Consider the following 16,251-nt stretch of genomic DNA (forward strand, 5'->3'; position numbering starts at 1 on the left):
TCAAAACCGTATCCCCCTAATCTTTGCCTACTCTAAAACGCGAACACCTTTTACGTTCACATTCACTTGGGACACGTTTAATCCCGTGAGCTTTTCAGTGGTATAACGAACGCGCTCCATAACACTGGCGGCAACTTCAGAAATCTTAACACCATATCCAACAATGATATAGAGGTCAATAACAACCTCATTGTCTTTAACCGTAACCACCACTCCACGGGCTAAATTCTCTCGCCCCAACATATCAGCCACGCCATCCGTAATTTTACGTGAGGCCATACCGACTAAGCCGTAACACTCAACTGCTGTAGCACCTGCAATCGTGGAAATGACTTCTTCAGAGATTTCAATTTTACCCAAATGATTAATAATTTCTTTTCCCATAAAGGACCCTCCCCTTCCGGTATCGTCCACGTTGAACTTATTCTACCAAGGAAATGAAAAATGTTCAAAGAAAAAGTAAAAAAAAATTTCCAGATCCCAGAATTTTTCAAAAAAATTATCTTTTTACAAATAAAATAACTAACTTGTTTCTAGTTAATCTGCCTTAATGAATTATTATCCCCTCATAACCCGAAATTTCTCCAGGGAAGGCTTGCCAATCCGAAGGACTTTTGATAGAATGTATAAGTGTCATTTCGGCTGCAAAGGAGGTTTAGCGCATGGCTAATGTTTGTGCTGTATGCGCCAAAGGAGTAGTCACTGGATTTCAAGTCAGCCACTCTCATATAAGAACAAAGCGAACTTGGAAACCAAACTTGCAAAATGTTCGTGCTATTGTGAACGGCACTCCTGCCCGGATCAAAGTTTGCACCAGATGCTTACGTTCCGGAAAAGTACAACGCGCTTAATGAATCAAAAGCCCGACATTTTGCTCGGGCTTTTTTCATTTTGCCCTCATCCCAAAATCATAATCTAAAGCATTTACGTCCTCCAAGGAAATCTTCGGAGGACTTTCTTTTTTCCCCCGCCCCCTTCGACCTCAGCCCAGAGGGCATGATTTTGCGCAGCGAACCCTTTTGGCAGAGTCGCGTCAATCACGCTTAGATTTCGAAGCGCCAGCGTGGCTTGGGTTCACATGCAGGTAAGCCCAGAGGTTTGCCAAAGCTCGCTTCGGAATCAAGCGCGATAGCAACGGCGCCATGGGTGAGCGGAGCAACATCATGCCCTCCCCCGACCCCACGTCCCACGCTCCCCGTTGACCTCAGCCCAGAGGGCATGATTTTGCGCAGTGAACCCTTCTGGCAGAGTCGCGTCAATCGCGCTCAGATTTCGAAGCGCCAGCGTGGCAGTGGGTTCACATGCAGAAAACCCAGAGGTTTGCCAACGCTCGCTTCGGAATCAAGCGCGATAGCGACGGCGCCATGGGTGAGCGGAGCAACATCATGCCCTCCCCCATTATGCCCTCTCCCAAATCTCCCGCAGCTCATCCACATCAAAATGATAATGCTCATTGCAAAAATGGCACACCATCTCGGCTTTCTCATCCGAGATTAGGTCTGCTATTTCTTTTTTCCCCAAGGACACCAAGGTACCACTCAACCGTTCTTTTGAACATGTACACGTAAAACCGATAGGACGCCGTTCAAGGACCTGGTACGAAAGCTGCCCCATCAAACGGCTCAATAGCTGATCCATACTTTCACTCTGAGCTACTAGCTCACTAATGCCCGTCTCTAATTGACCCAAGAGATTTTCTATCGTCTGAATAACCTCTTCAGATGCTCCCGGCAATAGCTGGATCAAAAACCCACCTGCCCCCGCAACGTGATAATCTTTCTCCACTAAAACCCCCAGCAACAAAGCCGAAGGAATTTGTTCAGAGTTTAACAGATAATTCACTAAGTCTTCGGCGATCTCCCCACTAACCAAGGGAACCATCCCTGTATAAACCTCACCATTCTGTAAACTCCTGCTAACGGACAACTCGCCAAGGCCAACCGCAGCCCCCACATCAAGTTTGCCGGAAGCCTTAAGAGGCAGGTCAACTAAAGGCTCACGCACATAGCCTCTCACTTGCCCTTGCGCATTCCCCACAGCAACAACCCCTTGCAAAGGACCATCACCTAATAAACGCAAAGTAATACTCTCATCCCCTTTAAGGGAACTAGCTAATATAAGAGCCCCTGTCATTAATCTCCCTAGAGCCGCTGTAGCAACCGGAGACATACCATGACGTCTGCGAGCCTCATCTGTTGTATCCGTGGACTTTACTAAAACCCATCGAGCATTTCCCTCAAGCATAGTCCCAATCCATAGTTCATCTTGTTGCATAATCGTCAATCCTTTATAAAAATCTATTTAATCCAAAATTTACAATAACATCAGGTATTAACTTTAGCCTATCCCTATAATGTAATCATTACACCTATAAATTCAAAGTAAAACAGAACCACTCCAAAATATTCCATCTTCTCCGCGGCATTAAGCCGAGGGTAAGTGAAACAAAGCAACTTCACGACCTCAACTTCGTCCAAACTTCCGTCGACCTCAGCCCAGAGGGCGTGATTTTGCGTAGCGAACCCTTTTGGCAGAGTCGCGTCAATCGCGCTTAGATTTCGAAGCGCCAGCGTGGCACGGGTTCACATGCAGTAAAACCCAGAGGTTTGCCAACGCTCGCTTCGGAATCAAGAGCGATAGCGACGGCGCCATGGGTGAGCGGAGCAACATCATGCCCTCCCCCATCACGCCCTCGGCAAAACCACCATAACCCAGCCCTCATGAACTTCAACCGTAGCCTTTTCACCTACAAAAACATTGCTAATACCCCTAGGACGCTCCTGTAGTAGAACACCCTTATACAGCGGATAATATAACCCCTCTGTCGTAACCACGGCCTTCTCCGAAAGAGCTATCAATGAAATTTCCTGCCCTGGGGCCCCTTTTATCTCTTCCCGTCCTTGAACAATCCATAAGTCTTGTTCCGGATCAATTACGCGCAACCGATATCCCTTCCGAGCATAAGCAAGCATCAGCGCTACATTCCCTAAGAAATGATCGATTCGCTTTCCTGTGGCCCCATAGAGCCATATATCCTGTTCACCAAGCAGACCAGCCTTTTCCTCAGCACGCAAAAGAGCTAACTCTAGATCCGTCTCATCCTTTTCACAGGGGTAACGTTCTATGACACATCCGGAATCTTCACATCGACTTAAGTTTTCTGGCAAAATAGAATCCAGGTCTCCAATTACGTGATCTGGCATACGCAAAGATAGGGCAGCATTGTTCGCTCCCCCATCTGCGCAAATTAAAAAATTAACGTCTTCAAGAGCTTGAATCCCCCATTCATAATCCCAAGCTCCATTTGCTAAAACGGCAATCTTAATCTTATTCACCTTACCTCAAGCTAGCAGCCTGGCGAATATCTTTTACAGCCTGTTGGGGATCAGGTTGAGAGAACACAGCTGCGCCAGCCACCAAAATATGGGCCCCAACTTTGCCAACCACCGGTGCCGTTTCTAGGTTAATGCCGCCATCCACTTCAATCTGACAAGCGGATCGGGTTTGAGTAAGATGATGGTGAAGCACCTGAATTTTGGGGACAACATTAGTGATAAATTTTTGTCCGCCAAACCCGGGGTTGACTGTCATCAAAAGCACCATATCTAAATCTTCTAGAATATACTTTAATCCGTCAAGGGGAGTGGATGGGTTAAGGGCAACTCCAGCGGTCATTCCATGTTCCTTAATCTGCTGGATTACGCGGTGAACATGAGGAGTCGTCTCCAAATGAAAGGTGATATGGTCGGCACCGGCAGCTGCAAAATCCGCAATAAATTTTTCCGGCTCATCAACCATCAAATGGACGTCAAAACGCATTTGTGATTGAGCCCTGATAGATTTCACTAAGGCCGGCCCAAAGGTAAGGTTAGGTACAAAGTGTCCATCCATGATATCGATATGCAAGACCTCAGCGCCTGCTTCCTCAACCAAATTCACCTGCTCTCCCAGACGAGAAAAATCGGCGGATAATATAGAAGGTGCCATTTGAATCAAATTAATACTTCCTCTCTGCTTCGATTACTTCTTTTAAGAATATAAGATAATGGTCGTAACGTATAGGAGAAATTTCTCCTGTCTCTAAAGCAGCCTTAATCGCACAATTGGGTTCTTTATCATGTAGACAGCTGTTAAACCGACATTGGTTGCGACGAATGGCGAATTCAGGGAAACAATCGGCTAATTCCGCTCGCTTCATCTCCGGCATAAAGAGCGATGAAAAGCCGGGAGTGTCCGCTACTAACCCCCCTGAACAAACCATTAATTCTACATGGCGTGTGGTATGGCGCCCGCGCTTTGATTTGTTGCTGATTTCTCCCGTTTTCAACTGAATCCCAGGAGACAGAGCATTGAAAAGGCTGGACTTACCCGCTCCGGAAGGGCCTGCCAGCACGCTGATCTTATTGGTCAGACGTACAGCAATGTCGGCAATCCCTTGACCGGTTTTACTGGAAACTTCGAACACTATGTATCCAATATTGCGGTAAACATCCGTGATCTCAAGACCCTCTTTATGGGCAGTTCCAGAATCCTCATTATACTTATCTAATTTCGTAAAAACTATAATGGGCTCAATCCCTGCATCTGTCACTTGAATCAATAGGCGATCTAAAAGATTAAGATCAGGCTTAGGCGAGGTCATAGCAAAAACCAAAATTGCTTGATCTACGTTAGCTATTGTTGGTCTGGATAATACATTCCGCCTAGTTAGCACTGACTCAATAGTCGCCTTATCCTCCTGTTCCGGTAGAATCTTCACCCGGTCACCGGGGATAAACTCTTGATCTTTAACACGAAAGCGACCGCGCAGGGAACATTCCCATACTCGGTCCTCCGCGTAAACATAATAGAAGCCTCCATATCCTTTGAGTAAAACACCATCGATCATTTCTTTTCCTCGCTAAGCATCGTGTTAGGGATGATAATGTTGAAAAATCTTGACAAGGACTGGGCCAACATTACTTTACCACTGCTTGCTTGATCAAACATTCCTTGAGCTAATGGACCCGGCCCACTCGAGACAACCACATTTACCTCCGAACCCTGTTGAATACTTTCCCCTGGGTTAGGAGTCGTTCTTATCACAACATCTAGTGGATAGGTATTAGATCCTTCTGTCTGTATGTTCAGAACTAACTTATTCTGATCCTGAAGTATGGTTTTCGCTTCAGCAGATGACCGACCAATAACATTGGGCATATTGATGATTTGCCATTGGGGGCCCACGCTGATAGTTAAAGTAATATCACCATTTTTAGGCCAAGAAGCTTTGGGTGCCGGATTCTGATCAATCACTGCATCCTTTGGCAAATTTGCATCCGGTGCAGGCACAAAGGTTATTTTCCCTGTAAAACCGGCGTTCTGAATGAGATTTAAAGCGTGTTCCTTTGACATATTTCCTGTTTTGACATCAGGAAATTCCCCCTTATCAATTCCCTGGCTAACGGTAAGTTTTACAGCTCTGCCAACCTTAACCGAGGATTCTGCTTCAGGTTCCTGGGAAATGATTCGATCCTTTTCAACTTTATCGCTAAACTCATAGGTAATCTCCGGATCACGAACTAATTCTCTCTGCTTCAAATAATCCTCGGCAACGGGAACGGTTTTACCTGCTAAGTCCGGAACAATTGTGGACTCCACCGCAATGAAATTTTTTAACCAAAGCCCTCCACCAACTAAGACAAAGAGAAGTACAAGGCCGCCAATAATCCAAAACTTACGTTTATTATTAGGATTATCGTTGGGTTTATTTGCTGCAGAATCCTTTACATCAAAAGGCGCCAGAGCCTTGCTCATCCCTTGATGAGTCCGTGTTGCTTCCGGATCATCCTCAGGAAAAAGTCCAAACCACTCAATGGGCTGCCCCGCTTGAATACGGTTTAGATCTTCAAGCAATTCTTTAGCTGACAAATACCTTTTTTCTGGCGTCTTGGCAATCGCTCGCATAATGACCGCTTCAAAGTCTTTTGTGATCCGAGGGTTAAGCTTACTCGGCGGAAGGGGCTCCTGTTGTAAATGCTTTAAGGCTATAGCAATAGGAGTTTCACCGTCGTAGGGAACTTTGCCCGTTAAAAGTTCATAGAGCACGATACCCAGAGAGTATATGTCAGATTGTTCATTGCTTTGAATTCCTTTAGCTTGTTCAGGTGACAAATAATGAACCGAGCCTACAATATCTCCCGTATGAGTAACAGTAGCTGAAGATACTGCTCGAGCAATCCCGAAATCTGTTACTTTAGCATGTCCGTCTGAGGTGACTAATATGTTGTGGGGCTTAATATCCCGATGAATAATATGATTTTCATGAGCGTTTTGAATAGCACCTGTTATTTGACGGGCTAGATTAATAGATTGCTCTGTGGAAAGAGGGGCATATTCACGAATAATTTCTTTAAGATTACGACCTTCCACAAATTCCATGACAATGTATTCTGTATCTCCGTCTTTTCCCACATCATAAATTGACACAATATTGGGGTGAGACAAGCTAGCAGCAGACTGAGCTTCCCTCCGAAAACGACGAATAAAGTCTTCATCTGTAACAAACTGCTCTCGGAGAACCTTGATAGTCACAACGCGGTTAAGTAAAAGATCCTTAGCCTTGTAAACAATCGCCATTCCTCCGGCTCCAATTCTCTCTAAAACCTCGTATCGTCCTCCGAAGATTTTACTCATTTTTTGTCACCTACTTTCTGATTCAGTGCTTCCTGAATAATCTGTCGTGCAATAGGAGCGGCATTCCCGCCCCCGGTTCCTCCATTTTCCACGATTACAGCTACTGCAATCTGAGGATCTTCAGCCGGAGCAAAGGAAATATACCAAGCATGTGTCAATACATCCCCACCAGGTTCAGCAGAGCCTGTCTTTCCTGCAACCTGAACATTAGGCAAGGCCCCTGGCGCCGCCGTTCCGTCTGTTACTGCAGTGACCATAGCACTGGTAATCTTATCTGCCTCCTCTTTAGAAAGGGCAGTCAGCCAGGGCTCCGGCTTTTGTTCAAATAATACATCTTGCGATGAGTCTAGAACTCTCTCAACAATATGCGGTGTCATAATCACACCGTGGTTGGCAATTCCCGCTGTCATTAGGGCCATATGAAAAGGACTTACTAAAACCTCACCTTGTCCAAAGGTACTGGCCGCCAACAGGTTTGTATTTAAAACTGTTGGATTCATAGACTCCTTCGTAATCGAACTCCGAGGTACGTTTAGTTCGAAAGGAATCTTCTGACCAAATCCAAAACCTTTGACAACGGAAAGGAAAGTCTTATCTCCCGCCTGAACTCCAAAGGTCGCAAAATACGTATTGCAGGATTCAGCCAAAGCCATATTATAATTGACCCAGCCATGGGCTTTATCATTTTGCTCCGGAATCACTTGTCCATTAATAATTGTTGATCCCTGACATTGATATAAATCGGTTGTATTCACTCCACTCCGAAATAAAGCTGCAGAGGTAACAACCTTCATAGTCGATCCTGGTGGAAAGAGAGAAAAATATCGATGCTCTAAGGGTCTTTGCTTTTCGGCCAGAGACCTCTTTTCCTCTTGGCTAATTAATTCACTCCATTTTTGATCAAGGTTAGTAGGGTTAAAGCTTGGTTGGCTTACCATGGCCAATACTTCTCCTGTTCGAGGATCTATAGCTACCGCAGTTCCCATTTTTCCTTTAAGGGCATTATAGGCTATACTCTGCAAACGTGAATCTAAAGTAAGAACCACATCATTCCCTTGCCGAGGCAAGGCAAAAAGCTGCTGAACTGCTTGGGTGGGAGTTGCATTCTTAATTCCTAATAACCAGTCAGCCAGACTTCCCTCCAGTCCCGCTGCCCCGAGCTTTACCGATGAATAACCCAGGACTGGTTCAAACATTTCACCTTTAGGGTAAGTTCTGACCTTTTTTCCCTCTACCGTTTGAGTTTGGGCTATTATTTCGCCGTTGCGATCAAAAATTCCTCCCCTTGTCACACGGCTTTCCATAAGAATCAATCTTCGATTCGCGGAATTCTGAAGTAACGTATCTGCCTGAACAACCTGCCAATAGACTAACCCAAGACTTAAAACAAAAAAACTAAAGGCCATGCCTAATGCTACTTGACGTACTCCTCGCATTATGTTGCATACTCCCTTCCGCGATTCTTGCTGCTGTGTGAACTAACCGCAGTTGCGTTAGAAATATTCAGTAAAACCCCCAATAAAATAAAATGGACTATCAGCGAACTACCGCCATAGCTCACCCAAGGAAGAGGAATTCCCGTCAAAGGAAGCAACTTTGTGACCCCGGCAAGAATTATTAGGGTTTCGGTACCGAGAAGAATTCCAATCCCTGCAGCCAAAATTTGCCCAAAACGATCTTTAGCCTTAAGACTTATGGAGAAGGCTCTCATAACTACAATCAGAAAAAGCACTAGTACAGCCATTGCTCCGGCAAATCCCAGCTCTTCGGCAATGACAGAAAAGATAAAATCGCTTACTGCTACAGGCACTGTCGAGGCGCCAATCCCATTCCCTAAACCCGTGCCCAAAACTTTCCCACCACCAATAGCAAACAATGATTGGGCTATTTGGTACCCCATGCCGTTGGGATCTTGCCAGGGGTTCAACCACACGGACACTCTAACCCGAACATGTCTAAAAAGCATATATCCAACAGTGCCCGTTAACAGAAAAATGGGCAACGAAATTCCTAAATACAACTTCCGTTCTGTTACAACATAAAGCATGAGGACAAAAAGCATATAAAACACTAAGGCTGTTCCTAAACTTTTCTGGGCAGCCAGAATCCCCAGGACAAAGGCAACCATAATCATAAACGGTCTTAAGGTTCGCCAATCAGGCAAGGAGATTTTTCCCCATTGAACTGTCCCAACTCGAAGTAATTCTTCATTTTCTTCTAAATATGAAGCCATAAATAAAAGCAAGACCAGCTTAACAAACTCTTCCGGCTGAAGTCCAATTCCTGCGATCTTAAATGAGCTTGTTGCACCACCTTGCTCCGAGCCAAATAAAAGGGTAACTAACAATAGACCCACCGCTAAGAGTCCCCATATATATCTAAACCTGCCAAAATAGCGATAATCTCTAATTGACCATAACACAGCATAGAAAATTAACTGACCGATATTAGCCCACCAAAACTGATGTAAAGCTACATCCGGATTAATTCTCACGACAAATACCAGCCCAATTGCCATAATAGCCTGGACTACAGGAAGAATATAGGGATCTCCTTGAAAACGGAAAAGGTGCTCCAGGATGCTGCCAATAAGAACAATGCCCGTAAAAATTAATGCTTGCCAAAGAAGCCTGCTTGAATCAGCATCTAAATTCAGCAAACCCAGTCCTATCCACATCATTCCTAAAATCAATACTCGTAAGATTAAACGCAGAATCATAGTATTACTCCATAATACAGCACAAGGCTGTAAAATTATCCGGGGCTCCTCTTTCCAGCGTCAGATTTCTTAATTTTTCAAACCGTTCTTCCCAGGAGCTGGGTTCAAGAAATTCTTCCGTCAGTTCCTGGTCGCTGATCATATTTGAAAAGCCATCTGTGCATAGGAGGAATACATCTTTCGATTGCAAACCAATGCTCCTGCAATCTACTTCAATGGTGGGATCTGCTCCAATTGCACGCATTAAGACATTGCGTTGAGGGTGTTTTTTAGCTTCATCGAGTGAGATCTGGCCTAATCTAACAAGTTCCCCAACTAAGGAATGATCCATAGTTAAAGGTGTCAGCATCTCATTTCGCCATAGATACGCTCGACTATCACCAACATGGGCAATAAACACTTTCTTATTCCGGATCAACAATACCGTCAACGTTGTCCCCATCCCCGCATTTTCCGGTTCAGTCAATGACGATTCATGCACTACCCGATTTGCTTGAACAAAGGCTTCAGTTAATCCGTTTTCCAAGGCTAGCTCTTCCAGCCCCTCCAGGCGAGGAATCCACATCTCCAGCTCATGCAAGGCTACGGAAGAAGCCACTTCGCCTGCTCGGTGTCCTCCCATACCATCAGCAACAGCATAAAGACCTTCGGCCGATAACACCAAAAAAGAATCCTCATTATTTTTTCGAATACAACCTTTTTCACTAAAGCTTAGAACTCTCATTTTGCCACCTCGAGTATTGGAAGGTAATGCTTCCAATTTTCACATAGTCTCCAGCTACCATTTGAACCGGAGAATGGATTTGCTCTCCATTAACCCAGGTTCCATTCGTACTTCCCAAGTCTTCCAATATGGTTTGTCCTTTTTGCAACCGAAAAACAGCGTGATCAATGGATGCAAAATGATCCGGCAAAACAATATCGTTGTGCTTGCCTCTTCCTACACGCAGCCCCTTCCCATCCACTTTAAAGACGCGCCCTCGTGAAAGGGTTTCTCCTCCGGTAAGAACCTCTAAACGCCCACATTCATTAGATGAGCGTTGAAAAACTCCCTTCATTTGGAGATCCGCCAAAAGAGCTGTAAAAATGCGAAAAATAAAAAGGTAGATAAGGGCAACAAAAGCAAGCCGTCCTATCACTAAAACAAATTGCATACAAGCCTCCCAGTCGAAAATAGAGGTTGAACACCACTAATTCTCCATAACATCACGGCAGAGGGGATCTTTGTATAACCAATGTACTTTGTCCGATGGTTATACGATCTCCGGGAGCGGTTGTATGATGGGTGATTCGTTGACCATTGACAAACGTTCCATTCGTACTTCCTAAGTCATCAAGCCACCAACCGTTATCTCCTCCCGGGGCAATCTTTAGGTGTCTTCTGGAAATTTCAGGATCGCGAAGCACCAAATTACATTGGCTATGACGACCAACAATAGCTTCTTCATCCTGAAGTGAAAACCTCTGCCCCATATCCGGCCCTTCTATAATTTCTATATAGTAATTTGAATTCCTGCCGGCTATTCCCTCAACTGACAAGTTATTCTTGACACTATCTCTAAAGATTGTCGTGCTTTCTCGCCAATTCGATTGATTAAGTTGAAGTTGTTCGTTATCTTTTGCTGTCTCCTGATCATCCTCTCCCCAGTCAACGACAATTGAGTCATCAAAGTCGACTTCAATAGCCATTTGCCGGGGACTAACAGTCTCATCAGAATGCAACTCTATAGCAGGCTTAGTTAGGAATGTATAACCATTACGTTCTGCCTCTGCAAACAAGTATTTTGATAACTCAATGAGAAAAGCATCTCCAAAACTAGCTATTGGCCCCCAATCCTTGGAATGGAGGTATACCCGATAAATGTTGGGTACATATACTTGAGAGATGCTTACCTGCTTATTTTTAAGCATTGCCTTCACAAGTTCCTTGGCGATTTCTACTGGTTGAAGGCGGGAGGCACTTTTTTTAAATGCTTCAGTAAAGAGAAACTCGGCCATCCCTTCAAATCGGGCCAATAGGCTCATACTAACTTACCCTCCCACTGTCGGCGAAGTTGACCGCAAGCTGCATCAATATCTGTACCCCGTTCTTCACGGGAAGAAACAGAAATCCCTGCATCTTCTAACACCTGGGCAAACTTCACAATTTTCTCTTGACCAGGACGCTCCATACCAGTTCCAACTACTGGATTGACCGGAATTAGATTAACATGTCCTAACTGACCCTTTAATAATCGAGCAAGAGCCTCAGCTTCAGCTGGCTTCGAATTATCAGCAGTCAAAGCAACTTCAAAGGTAATCCGGCGATGAGTTATTCTGCTATACTCCCGACATGCTTCCATTAGTTCACTCAAAGGATAGCGGCGATTCATAGGAATTAATTTATCTCGCGTGCTATCGTCTGCTGCATGAAGGGATACTGCAAGACCCACTTGAGAATTATCCTTAGCCAACTGAATAATTTTTGGTACAACTCCAGACGTAGAAATTGTCATCCTCCTCATACCAATATTCAACCCCTGAGCTTGATTCAAAACCCGGATTGATTTAAGAACCTGATCATAATTGAGCATGGGTTCTCCCATTCCCATAAATACTATATTCGTTACTTGAAAATCGGGATCCTCTTGCCGAATATCTTGAGAAATATCTAATACTTGACTAATAATTTCGGCAGCACTCAAGTTGCGCCTAAAGCCTTCTAAGCCTGTAGCACAAAACGCACACCCCACAGGACATCCAACTTGAGTTGACACACAAATCGTATGTCTATCCCGAGCTTTTAACCTGGCATAATCCATCAAGACACACTCAATCGTCTCACCATCTTCAAGACGAAACAAATACTTTCGCGTACCGTCCTTAGAGCGTTGCTCACGAACCTTATTTAAGACAGAAAAATGTAAGTGATTGCTTAATGTTTCCAGGTCACTTTTACTTATGTTTTTTATATCAGCCCAGGAACGCACAGCTTTCTGCTGTACCCATTGAAACAATTGGATTGCCCGAAATCTTTTTAACCCTATTTTCTGACAGATCTCAATCAGTTCATCTTCTGAACAACCGCGCAACTCAATTCTTTCCATAATAGTTATTATTCACCCAATTCATTCCAGTTAAACTTCCTGATTAATAAAAATTGTTTTATTCTTGCGGATTAGTTCGCCGAAATTTTGCTAAAAAGAATCCATCAGTTCCATGACGATGAGGCATAAGCTGTAACATCCCCTTACTAGCTTGTTGAATATCTCGCTTCTCCTCAAGTCTAAAGGGGAGATCTTCAACCAGATTAACCGGTTCAAACTCCGGATGGGCAGTCCGAAATTTCTTAACAAGTTCGAAGTTTTCCTCAGGCTCGATTGTACAAGTTGAATAAACGAGAGTTCCACCCTCTTTGACACAAGATGCAGCCCGTTCTAAAATTGCAAATTGCAATGAAGGTAATTCCTGAAGGCCTTGTTCTTCTTTTTGCCAGCGCAAATCTGCTCTGCGTCGAAGAACTCCCAATCCGGAACAGGGAACGTCAACAAGAACGCGATCTTGAGATTCCAACCTTATCCCAGGCAAATCTCTCGCATCGCCGAACTGAGGCTGAATAATTGTTATACCAAGTTTCGTCGCTAACTGCCCAATAAGTTCTAATTTGTGATTATGGATATCAAAGGCTTGGATCTCACCTTTGTTTTGCATTAGCTGAGCCAGGTGAGTAGATTTTCCACCCGGAGCACTACAAGTATCTAATACAGACTGTCCCGGTTTCGGATCAACCACATGGGCAACCAACTGGGAGCTTTCATCTTGAACGGTAAACAGCCCCTCCTGAAAGCTTGCCAATTGTTCTAACGCACCAAAATCTTGAATCTTTAAGCTCTCAGGCACTAAGAGCCCTAATTCCACGCTAATTCCCTCACTAATTAGCCGCTCTTTCAAGGCCTCTCGTGAAATTTTCAAGGTATTTGTTCGAATCCAAGTTTGAGCTGGCTCATTATTAACTTTGCATAAAGCTTCAGTTTCCTGAGCTCCCCAGCGTTTCAGCCAACGTAGAATCAACCATTCGGGATGTGAATAGCGTACTGAGAGATAACGAGCCGGTTCACGTTTCAGATCCGGCCAAGGAATATCCCACCCCTTTTCCATAACCTTACGTAAGACTACATTTACTAACCCAGGAAATTTGGGATAGTTTTTGGCTAATTCAACACTTTCATTAATTGCTGCCGCAGGGGGCACTTTATCCATATAAAGAATTTGGAAAGCCCCAATTCGTAAAATTGCCCTGACTTCGTGAGGAAGTGACGACATTGGTTTACTCAAATGCTTTCTTAGAGCGTAATCTAGGGTTAATCTATGTTTTAGTACACCATTTACCAGAAGTGTTACAAATTGTCGATCTCTAGAATCTATTAACCTGGAGATATTTTTTTGCAAAAGCAGATTAGCATAGGCGCCTTCTACTTCGACACGTGTCAGCAGATTGACAGCCATTCCACGAGCAGTCTCTTTAATCATCACTTCTACCCCGAGCTATCAGTATGAATCTCAGCAATTGGAGGATCGCCGCCAAAGCGGCTGCCACATAAGTTAAAGCAGCTGCATTTAACACTGAACGTGCTCCGCCGATTTCCTCACTCCCCAGCATTCGCCCTTCTTGTAAAAGAGATAAAGCTCTACTGCTGGCATTATATTCTACCGGAAGCGTAATCACTTGAAAGAGTACAGCAAAGGCAAAAGCAAAGATCCCTAGTTCCAGAAGCCATCCATAGGTCGGCATAAAAAGTCCAATCATAATTAAAATCGGACCTGCCCCACTGCCAATATTGGCAACAGGCACAAATGAAGACCTGAGCTGCATGGGAAAATACCCTGAGGCATGCTGTAAAGCGTGCCCTGTTTCATGCGCCGCTACAGCGATAGAAGAAAGAGAGCTGCCATGAAAAACGTCCTCACTAAGTCTAATAATCCTGGTTCGCGGATCATAATGGTCAGAAAGTCGGCCTCCAACCGGTTCTACCCGTACATCATAGAGACCATTGCTATTTAAGATACCTCGGGCTACTTGAGCCCCCGTAAGCCCTGACTGTGCACGAACTTTAGAGTAACGATTATAAGAAGAAGATATCTTAAATTGAGCAAATAACGAAAGTAATATCGCCGGAATTAGAAGAACCATCGTCGGATCCCAAAAAAAAGGCATAAGCGAACCTCCTTTTAATAGTTAATAGTTAATAACATGCTAATGGAAAATTTCTAACCGCTAAAAAGGCTTAGGGATAGAATCCCCCCTTGAAGCCTCGGTGTTCAACTTTAGCTAAACGAGTTTACTCAAAAACTTCTCCTACTTGACCGTGGCGACCGTTTAAGAAGTCCCGTGCCGGCATCGCGCGTTTCCCTGCCGGTTGAACCTCAATCACACGGAGTATCCCCTCACCGGTCTGAACAAGTAAACTGTCTCCAAGCACTTGAATAATCTGACCTGGACAATTGACCGTTGCCTTTGATTCTACATGTTCTATTTCCGTTTCTACAACCTCACCTGGTGGGAAAAAGGGTAAGCTCCGCCAAACTTTGAAGTTTTCTCCTCGAAATTTAGCAAATGCACCCGGCCATGGGTTTAATCCACGAATTTGATCATGTAAATCAACCGCCCTACGAGACCAATCTAATCCTTCATGCTCTCGTTTTAAAAGAGGTGCATAATTGGACTCCCCTGTTTGAGGTGTCGGTATGACTCTCCCTACTTCAATCAGGTTTAAAGTATCAATTAGAAGCTCTGCACCTATAGTCGCCAACTCATCGTGAATTTCTCCCGTGGTTGATTCAGGTTTTATGATGATTTCCCGTTTTAGGAGCATATCCCCTGTATCCAGTCCTTCATCCATCAGCATAGTGGTTACTCCCGTAACGGTTTCTCCCTTCATTACCGCCCAATGGATTGGAGCTGCTCCGCGATAAGCCGGAAGCAGTGAAGCATGGACATTAATACATCCATGTTTAGGCAATCCAAGGATCTCTTTAGGGAGAATTTGCCCGTATGCCACCACAATAATACTCTCGGGAGCTAAATCCTTTAGTTGTTGAATCCAGTCCTGAGTTTTTATTGAGCTGGGTTGAAAAATAGATAGACCTAATTCTTCAGCAGCAACTTTTACGGGACTGGGTTTTAAGTTCTTTCCGCGGCCCGCCGGTCGATCAGGTTGGGTGAAAACTCCCACTATATCTTGACCACTCTCCGCTAAGGCTCTCAATGTAGGTACAGCAAAATCAGGGGTACCCATAAAAACAACACGCATACTATCCCCCCTACTCATGGTTCGTTGTTCGTAGTTATTGGTTCGAACTTTAGGCTCGATAGGTTTTCTTCGCAACATCTACAAAAAGTATTCCTTCTAGGTGATCGATCTCGTGCTGTAACGCGCGAGCTAATAATTTCTCCGCCCGAATATCGACCATCTCTCCTTTTCGGTTTAACCCTTGCACTCGAACTTTCGCAGCCCTTACCACGTCTCCGGTCATATTGGGAATACTTAAACACCCTTCCTCTGCGCTGTTAGCTCCTTCTTTTTCTAAAATTTCCGGATTAATCAGCTCTACCAGCACATCGTCTACTTGAACGACAATTACTCTCTTAGAAACCCCTATTTGCGGGGCTGCCAACCCTACTCCCTCTGCGGCACGCATTGTATCCACCATGTTATCCAAAAGCTTGATGATTGATTCGTTAACTTCTTTAACCTCTTTAGCCTTTTCACGCAGAACATCTGCACCAATTTCTACAATTTGATAAACAGCCATTTCTGATTACTCCTTTCATTATAAAAGCCTTACAAATAATCTAAGAATTAAAACCAGAATTAAAT

General features: G+C 44.3%; 17 protein-coding genes. 1 reads left to right on the plus strand and 16 read right to left on the minus strand.

Annotation, left to right across the window (positions count from 1 at the left end; translation table 11 throughout):
* Positions 1-27: 27 nt before the first annotated feature.
* Positions 28-384 carry an Asp23/Gls24 family envelope stress response protein gene (locus tag BLS16_RS00415; protein ID WP_034598596.1) on the minus strand — a complete coding sequence of 119 codons (357 nt, stop codon included), beginning with the start codon at positions 382-384 and terminating at the stop codon, positions 28-30.
* A gap of 278 nt (positions 385-662) precedes the next feature.
* Here BLS16_RS00415 and rpmB point away from each other — a divergent pair, with 278 nt between their 5' ends.
* On the plus strand, positions 663-851 hold the full coding sequence (rpmB, locus tag BLS16_RS00420; RefSeq protein ID WP_014904509.1) for a 50S ribosomal protein L28: 189 nt from the start codon (positions 663-665) through the stop codon (positions 849-851).
* Positions 852-1,398: 547 nt separating this feature from the next.
* Here rpmB and hslO read toward each other — a convergent pair.
* The 15 genes from hslO to def form a co-directional block, all read right to left on the minus strand.
* A complete protein-coding gene (hslO, locus tag BLS16_RS00425; RefSeq protein ID WP_092328519.1) occupies positions 1,399-2,274 on the minus strand; it encodes an Hsp33 family molecular chaperone HslO in 876 nt (291 codons plus the stop codon).
* 410 nt (positions 2,275-2,684) lie between these two features.
* Entirely contained in the window at positions 2,685-3,326 is a 642-nt protein-coding gene (locus BLS16_RS00430; protein ID WP_092329125.1) for a thiamine diphosphokinase, read from the minus strand.
* Between the two features lie 10 nt (positions 3,327-3,336).
* Positions 3,337-3,996 (minus strand): ribulose-phosphate 3-epimerase, encoded by a 660-nt coding sequence (gene rpe / locus BLS16_RS00435; RefSeq protein ID WP_092328522.1) that lies wholly within the window; start codon positions 3,994-3,996, stop codon positions 3,337-3,339.
* A gap of 1 nt (position 3,997) precedes the next feature.
* Entirely contained in the window at positions 3,998-4,888 is an 891-nt protein-coding gene (gene rsgA, locus BLS16_RS00440; RefSeq protein ID WP_092328524.1) for a ribosome small subunit-dependent GTPase A, read from the minus strand.
* Entirely contained in the window at positions 4,885-6,675 is a 1,791-nt protein-coding gene (gene pknB, locus BLS16_RS00445; RefSeq protein WP_092328527.1) for a Stk1 family PASTA domain-containing Ser/Thr kinase, read from the minus strand. The genes rsgA and pknB overlap by 4 nt, the downstream gene beginning before the upstream one ends.
* Positions 6,672-8,111 (minus strand): peptidoglycan D,D-transpeptidase FtsI family protein, encoded by a 1,440-nt coding sequence (locus tag BLS16_RS00450; protein WP_092328529.1) that lies wholly within the window; start codon positions 8,109-8,111, stop codon positions 6,672-6,674. The genes pknB and BLS16_RS00450 overlap by 4 nt, the downstream gene beginning before the upstream one ends.
* Positions 8,111-9,394, minus strand: a complete 1,284-nt coding sequence (locus BLS16_RS00455; protein ID WP_092328531.1) for an FtsW/RodA/SpoVE family cell cycle protein — start codon at positions 9,392-9,394, stop codon at positions 8,111-8,113. Before BLS16_RS00455 ends, BLS16_RS00450 begins: the two co-directional genes overlap by 1 nt.
* A 4-nt stretch (positions 9,395-9,398) precedes the next feature.
* Complete coding sequence (locus tag BLS16_RS00460) at positions 9,399-10,118, minus strand: Stp1/IreP family PP2C-type Ser/Thr phosphatase (protein WP_092328534.1); 720 nt, start codon at positions 10,116-10,118, stop codon at positions 9,399-9,401.
* Positions 10,099-10,548, minus strand: a complete 450-nt coding sequence (locus BLS16_RS00465; RefSeq protein WP_014904519.1) for an FHA domain-containing protein — start codon at positions 10,546-10,548, stop codon at positions 10,099-10,101. Before BLS16_RS00465 ends, BLS16_RS00460 begins: the two co-directional genes overlap by 20 nt.
* 52 nt (positions 10,549-10,600) lie before the next feature.
* Entirely contained in the window at positions 10,601-11,419 is an 819-nt protein-coding gene (locus BLS16_RS00470; RefSeq protein ID WP_092328536.1) for an FHA domain-containing protein, read from the minus strand.
* Positions 11,416-12,489, minus strand: a complete 1,074-nt coding sequence (gene rlmN, locus BLS16_RS00475) for a dual-specificity RNA methyltransferase RlmN (protein WP_092328539.1) — start codon at positions 12,487-12,489, stop codon at positions 11,416-11,418. Before rlmN ends, BLS16_RS00470 begins: the two co-directional genes overlap by 4 nt.
* A gap of 49 nt (positions 12,490-12,538) precedes the next feature.
* Positions 12,539-13,903, minus strand: coding sequence for a 16S rRNA (cytosine(967)-C(5))-methyltransferase RsmB (gene rsmB / locus BLS16_RS00480; RefSeq protein ID WP_092328542.1), 1,365 nt, complete (start codon positions 13,901-13,903; stop codon positions 12,539-12,541).
* Positions 13,896-14,588, minus strand: a complete 693-nt coding sequence (locus BLS16_RS00485) for a zinc metallopeptidase (protein WP_092328544.1) — start codon at positions 14,586-14,588, stop codon at positions 13,896-13,898. Before BLS16_RS00485 ends, rsmB begins: the two co-directional genes overlap by 8 nt.
* 124 nt (positions 14,589-14,712) lie before the next feature.
* Complete coding sequence (fmt, locus tag BLS16_RS00490) at positions 14,713-15,684, minus strand: methionyl-tRNA formyltransferase (RefSeq protein ID WP_092328547.1); 972 nt, start codon at positions 15,682-15,684, stop codon at positions 14,713-14,715.
* Positions 15,685-15,733: 49 nt separating this feature from the next.
* Entirely contained in the window at positions 15,734-16,186 is a 453-nt protein-coding gene (def, locus tag BLS16_RS00495; protein WP_092328550.1) for a peptide deformylase, read from the minus strand.
* Positions 16,187-16,251: the final 65 nt, after the last annotated feature.

It is taken from the genome of Desulfosporosinus hippei DSM 8344, from assembly GCF_900100785.1.
GTDB classification, from domain to species: Bacteria; Bacillota; Desulfitobacteriia; order Desulfitobacteriales; family Desulfitobacteriaceae; genus Desulfosporosinus; species Desulfosporosinus hippei.

What these genes read in the sequence shown, in the direction of transcription:
- BLS16_RS00415 (WP_034598596.1), bottom strand. Translation starts at nt 384, where the DNA reads ATGGGAAAAGAAATTATTAATCATTTGGGTAAAATTGAAATCTCTGAA.
- rpmB (WP_014904509.1), top strand. Translation starts at nt 663, where the DNA reads ATGGCTAATGTTTGTGCTGTATGCGCCAAAGGAGTAGTCACTGGATTT.
- hslO (WP_092328519.1), bottom strand. Translation starts at nt 2,274, where the DNA reads ATGCAACAAGATGAACTATGGATTGGGACTATGCTTGAGGGAAATGCT.
- rsgA (WP_092328524.1), bottom strand. Translation starts at nt 4,888, where the DNA reads ATGATCGATGGTGTTTTACTCAAAGGATATGGAGGCTTCTATTATGTT.
- pknB (WP_092328527.1), bottom strand. Translation starts at nt 6,675, where the DNA reads ATGAGTAAAATCTTCGGAGGACGATACGAGGTTTTAGAGAGAATTGGA.
- BLS16_RS00450 (WP_092328529.1), bottom strand. Translation starts at nt 8,111, where the DNA reads ATGCGAGGAGTACGTCAAGTAGCATTAGGCATGGCCTTTAGTTTTTTT.
- BLS16_RS00455 (WP_092328531.1), bottom strand. Translation starts at nt 9,394, where the DNA reads ATGATTCTGCGTTTAATCTTACGAGTATTGATTTTAGGAATGATGTGG.
- BLS16_RS00460 (WP_092328534.1), bottom strand. Translation starts at nt 10,118, where the DNA reads ATGAGAGTTCTAAGCTTTAGTGAAAAAGGTTGTATTCGAAAAAATAAT.
- BLS16_RS00465 (WP_014904519.1), bottom strand. Translation starts at nt 10,548, where the DNA reads ATGCAATTTGTTTTAGTGATAGGACGGCTTGCTTTTGTTGCCCTTATC.
- BLS16_RS00470 (WP_092328536.1), bottom strand. Translation starts at nt 11,419, where the DNA reads ATGAGCCTATTGGCCCGATTTGAAGGGATGGCCGAGTTTCTCTTTACT.
- rsmB (WP_092328542.1), bottom strand. Translation starts at nt 13,903, where the DNA reads ATGATTAAAGAGACTGCTCGTGGAATGGCTGTCAATCTGCTGACACGT.
- BLS16_RS00485 (WP_092328544.1), bottom strand. Translation starts at nt 14,588, where the DNA reads ATGCCTTTTTTTTGGGATCCGACGATGGTTCTTCTAATTCCGGCGATA.
- fmt (WP_092328547.1), bottom strand. Translation starts at nt 15,684, where the DNA reads ATGCGTGTTGTTTTTATGGGTACCCCTGATTTTGCTGTACCTACATTG.
- def (WP_092328550.1), bottom strand. Translation starts at nt 16,186, where the DNA reads ATGGCTGTTTATCAAATTGTAGAAATTGGTGCAGATGTTCTGCGTGAA.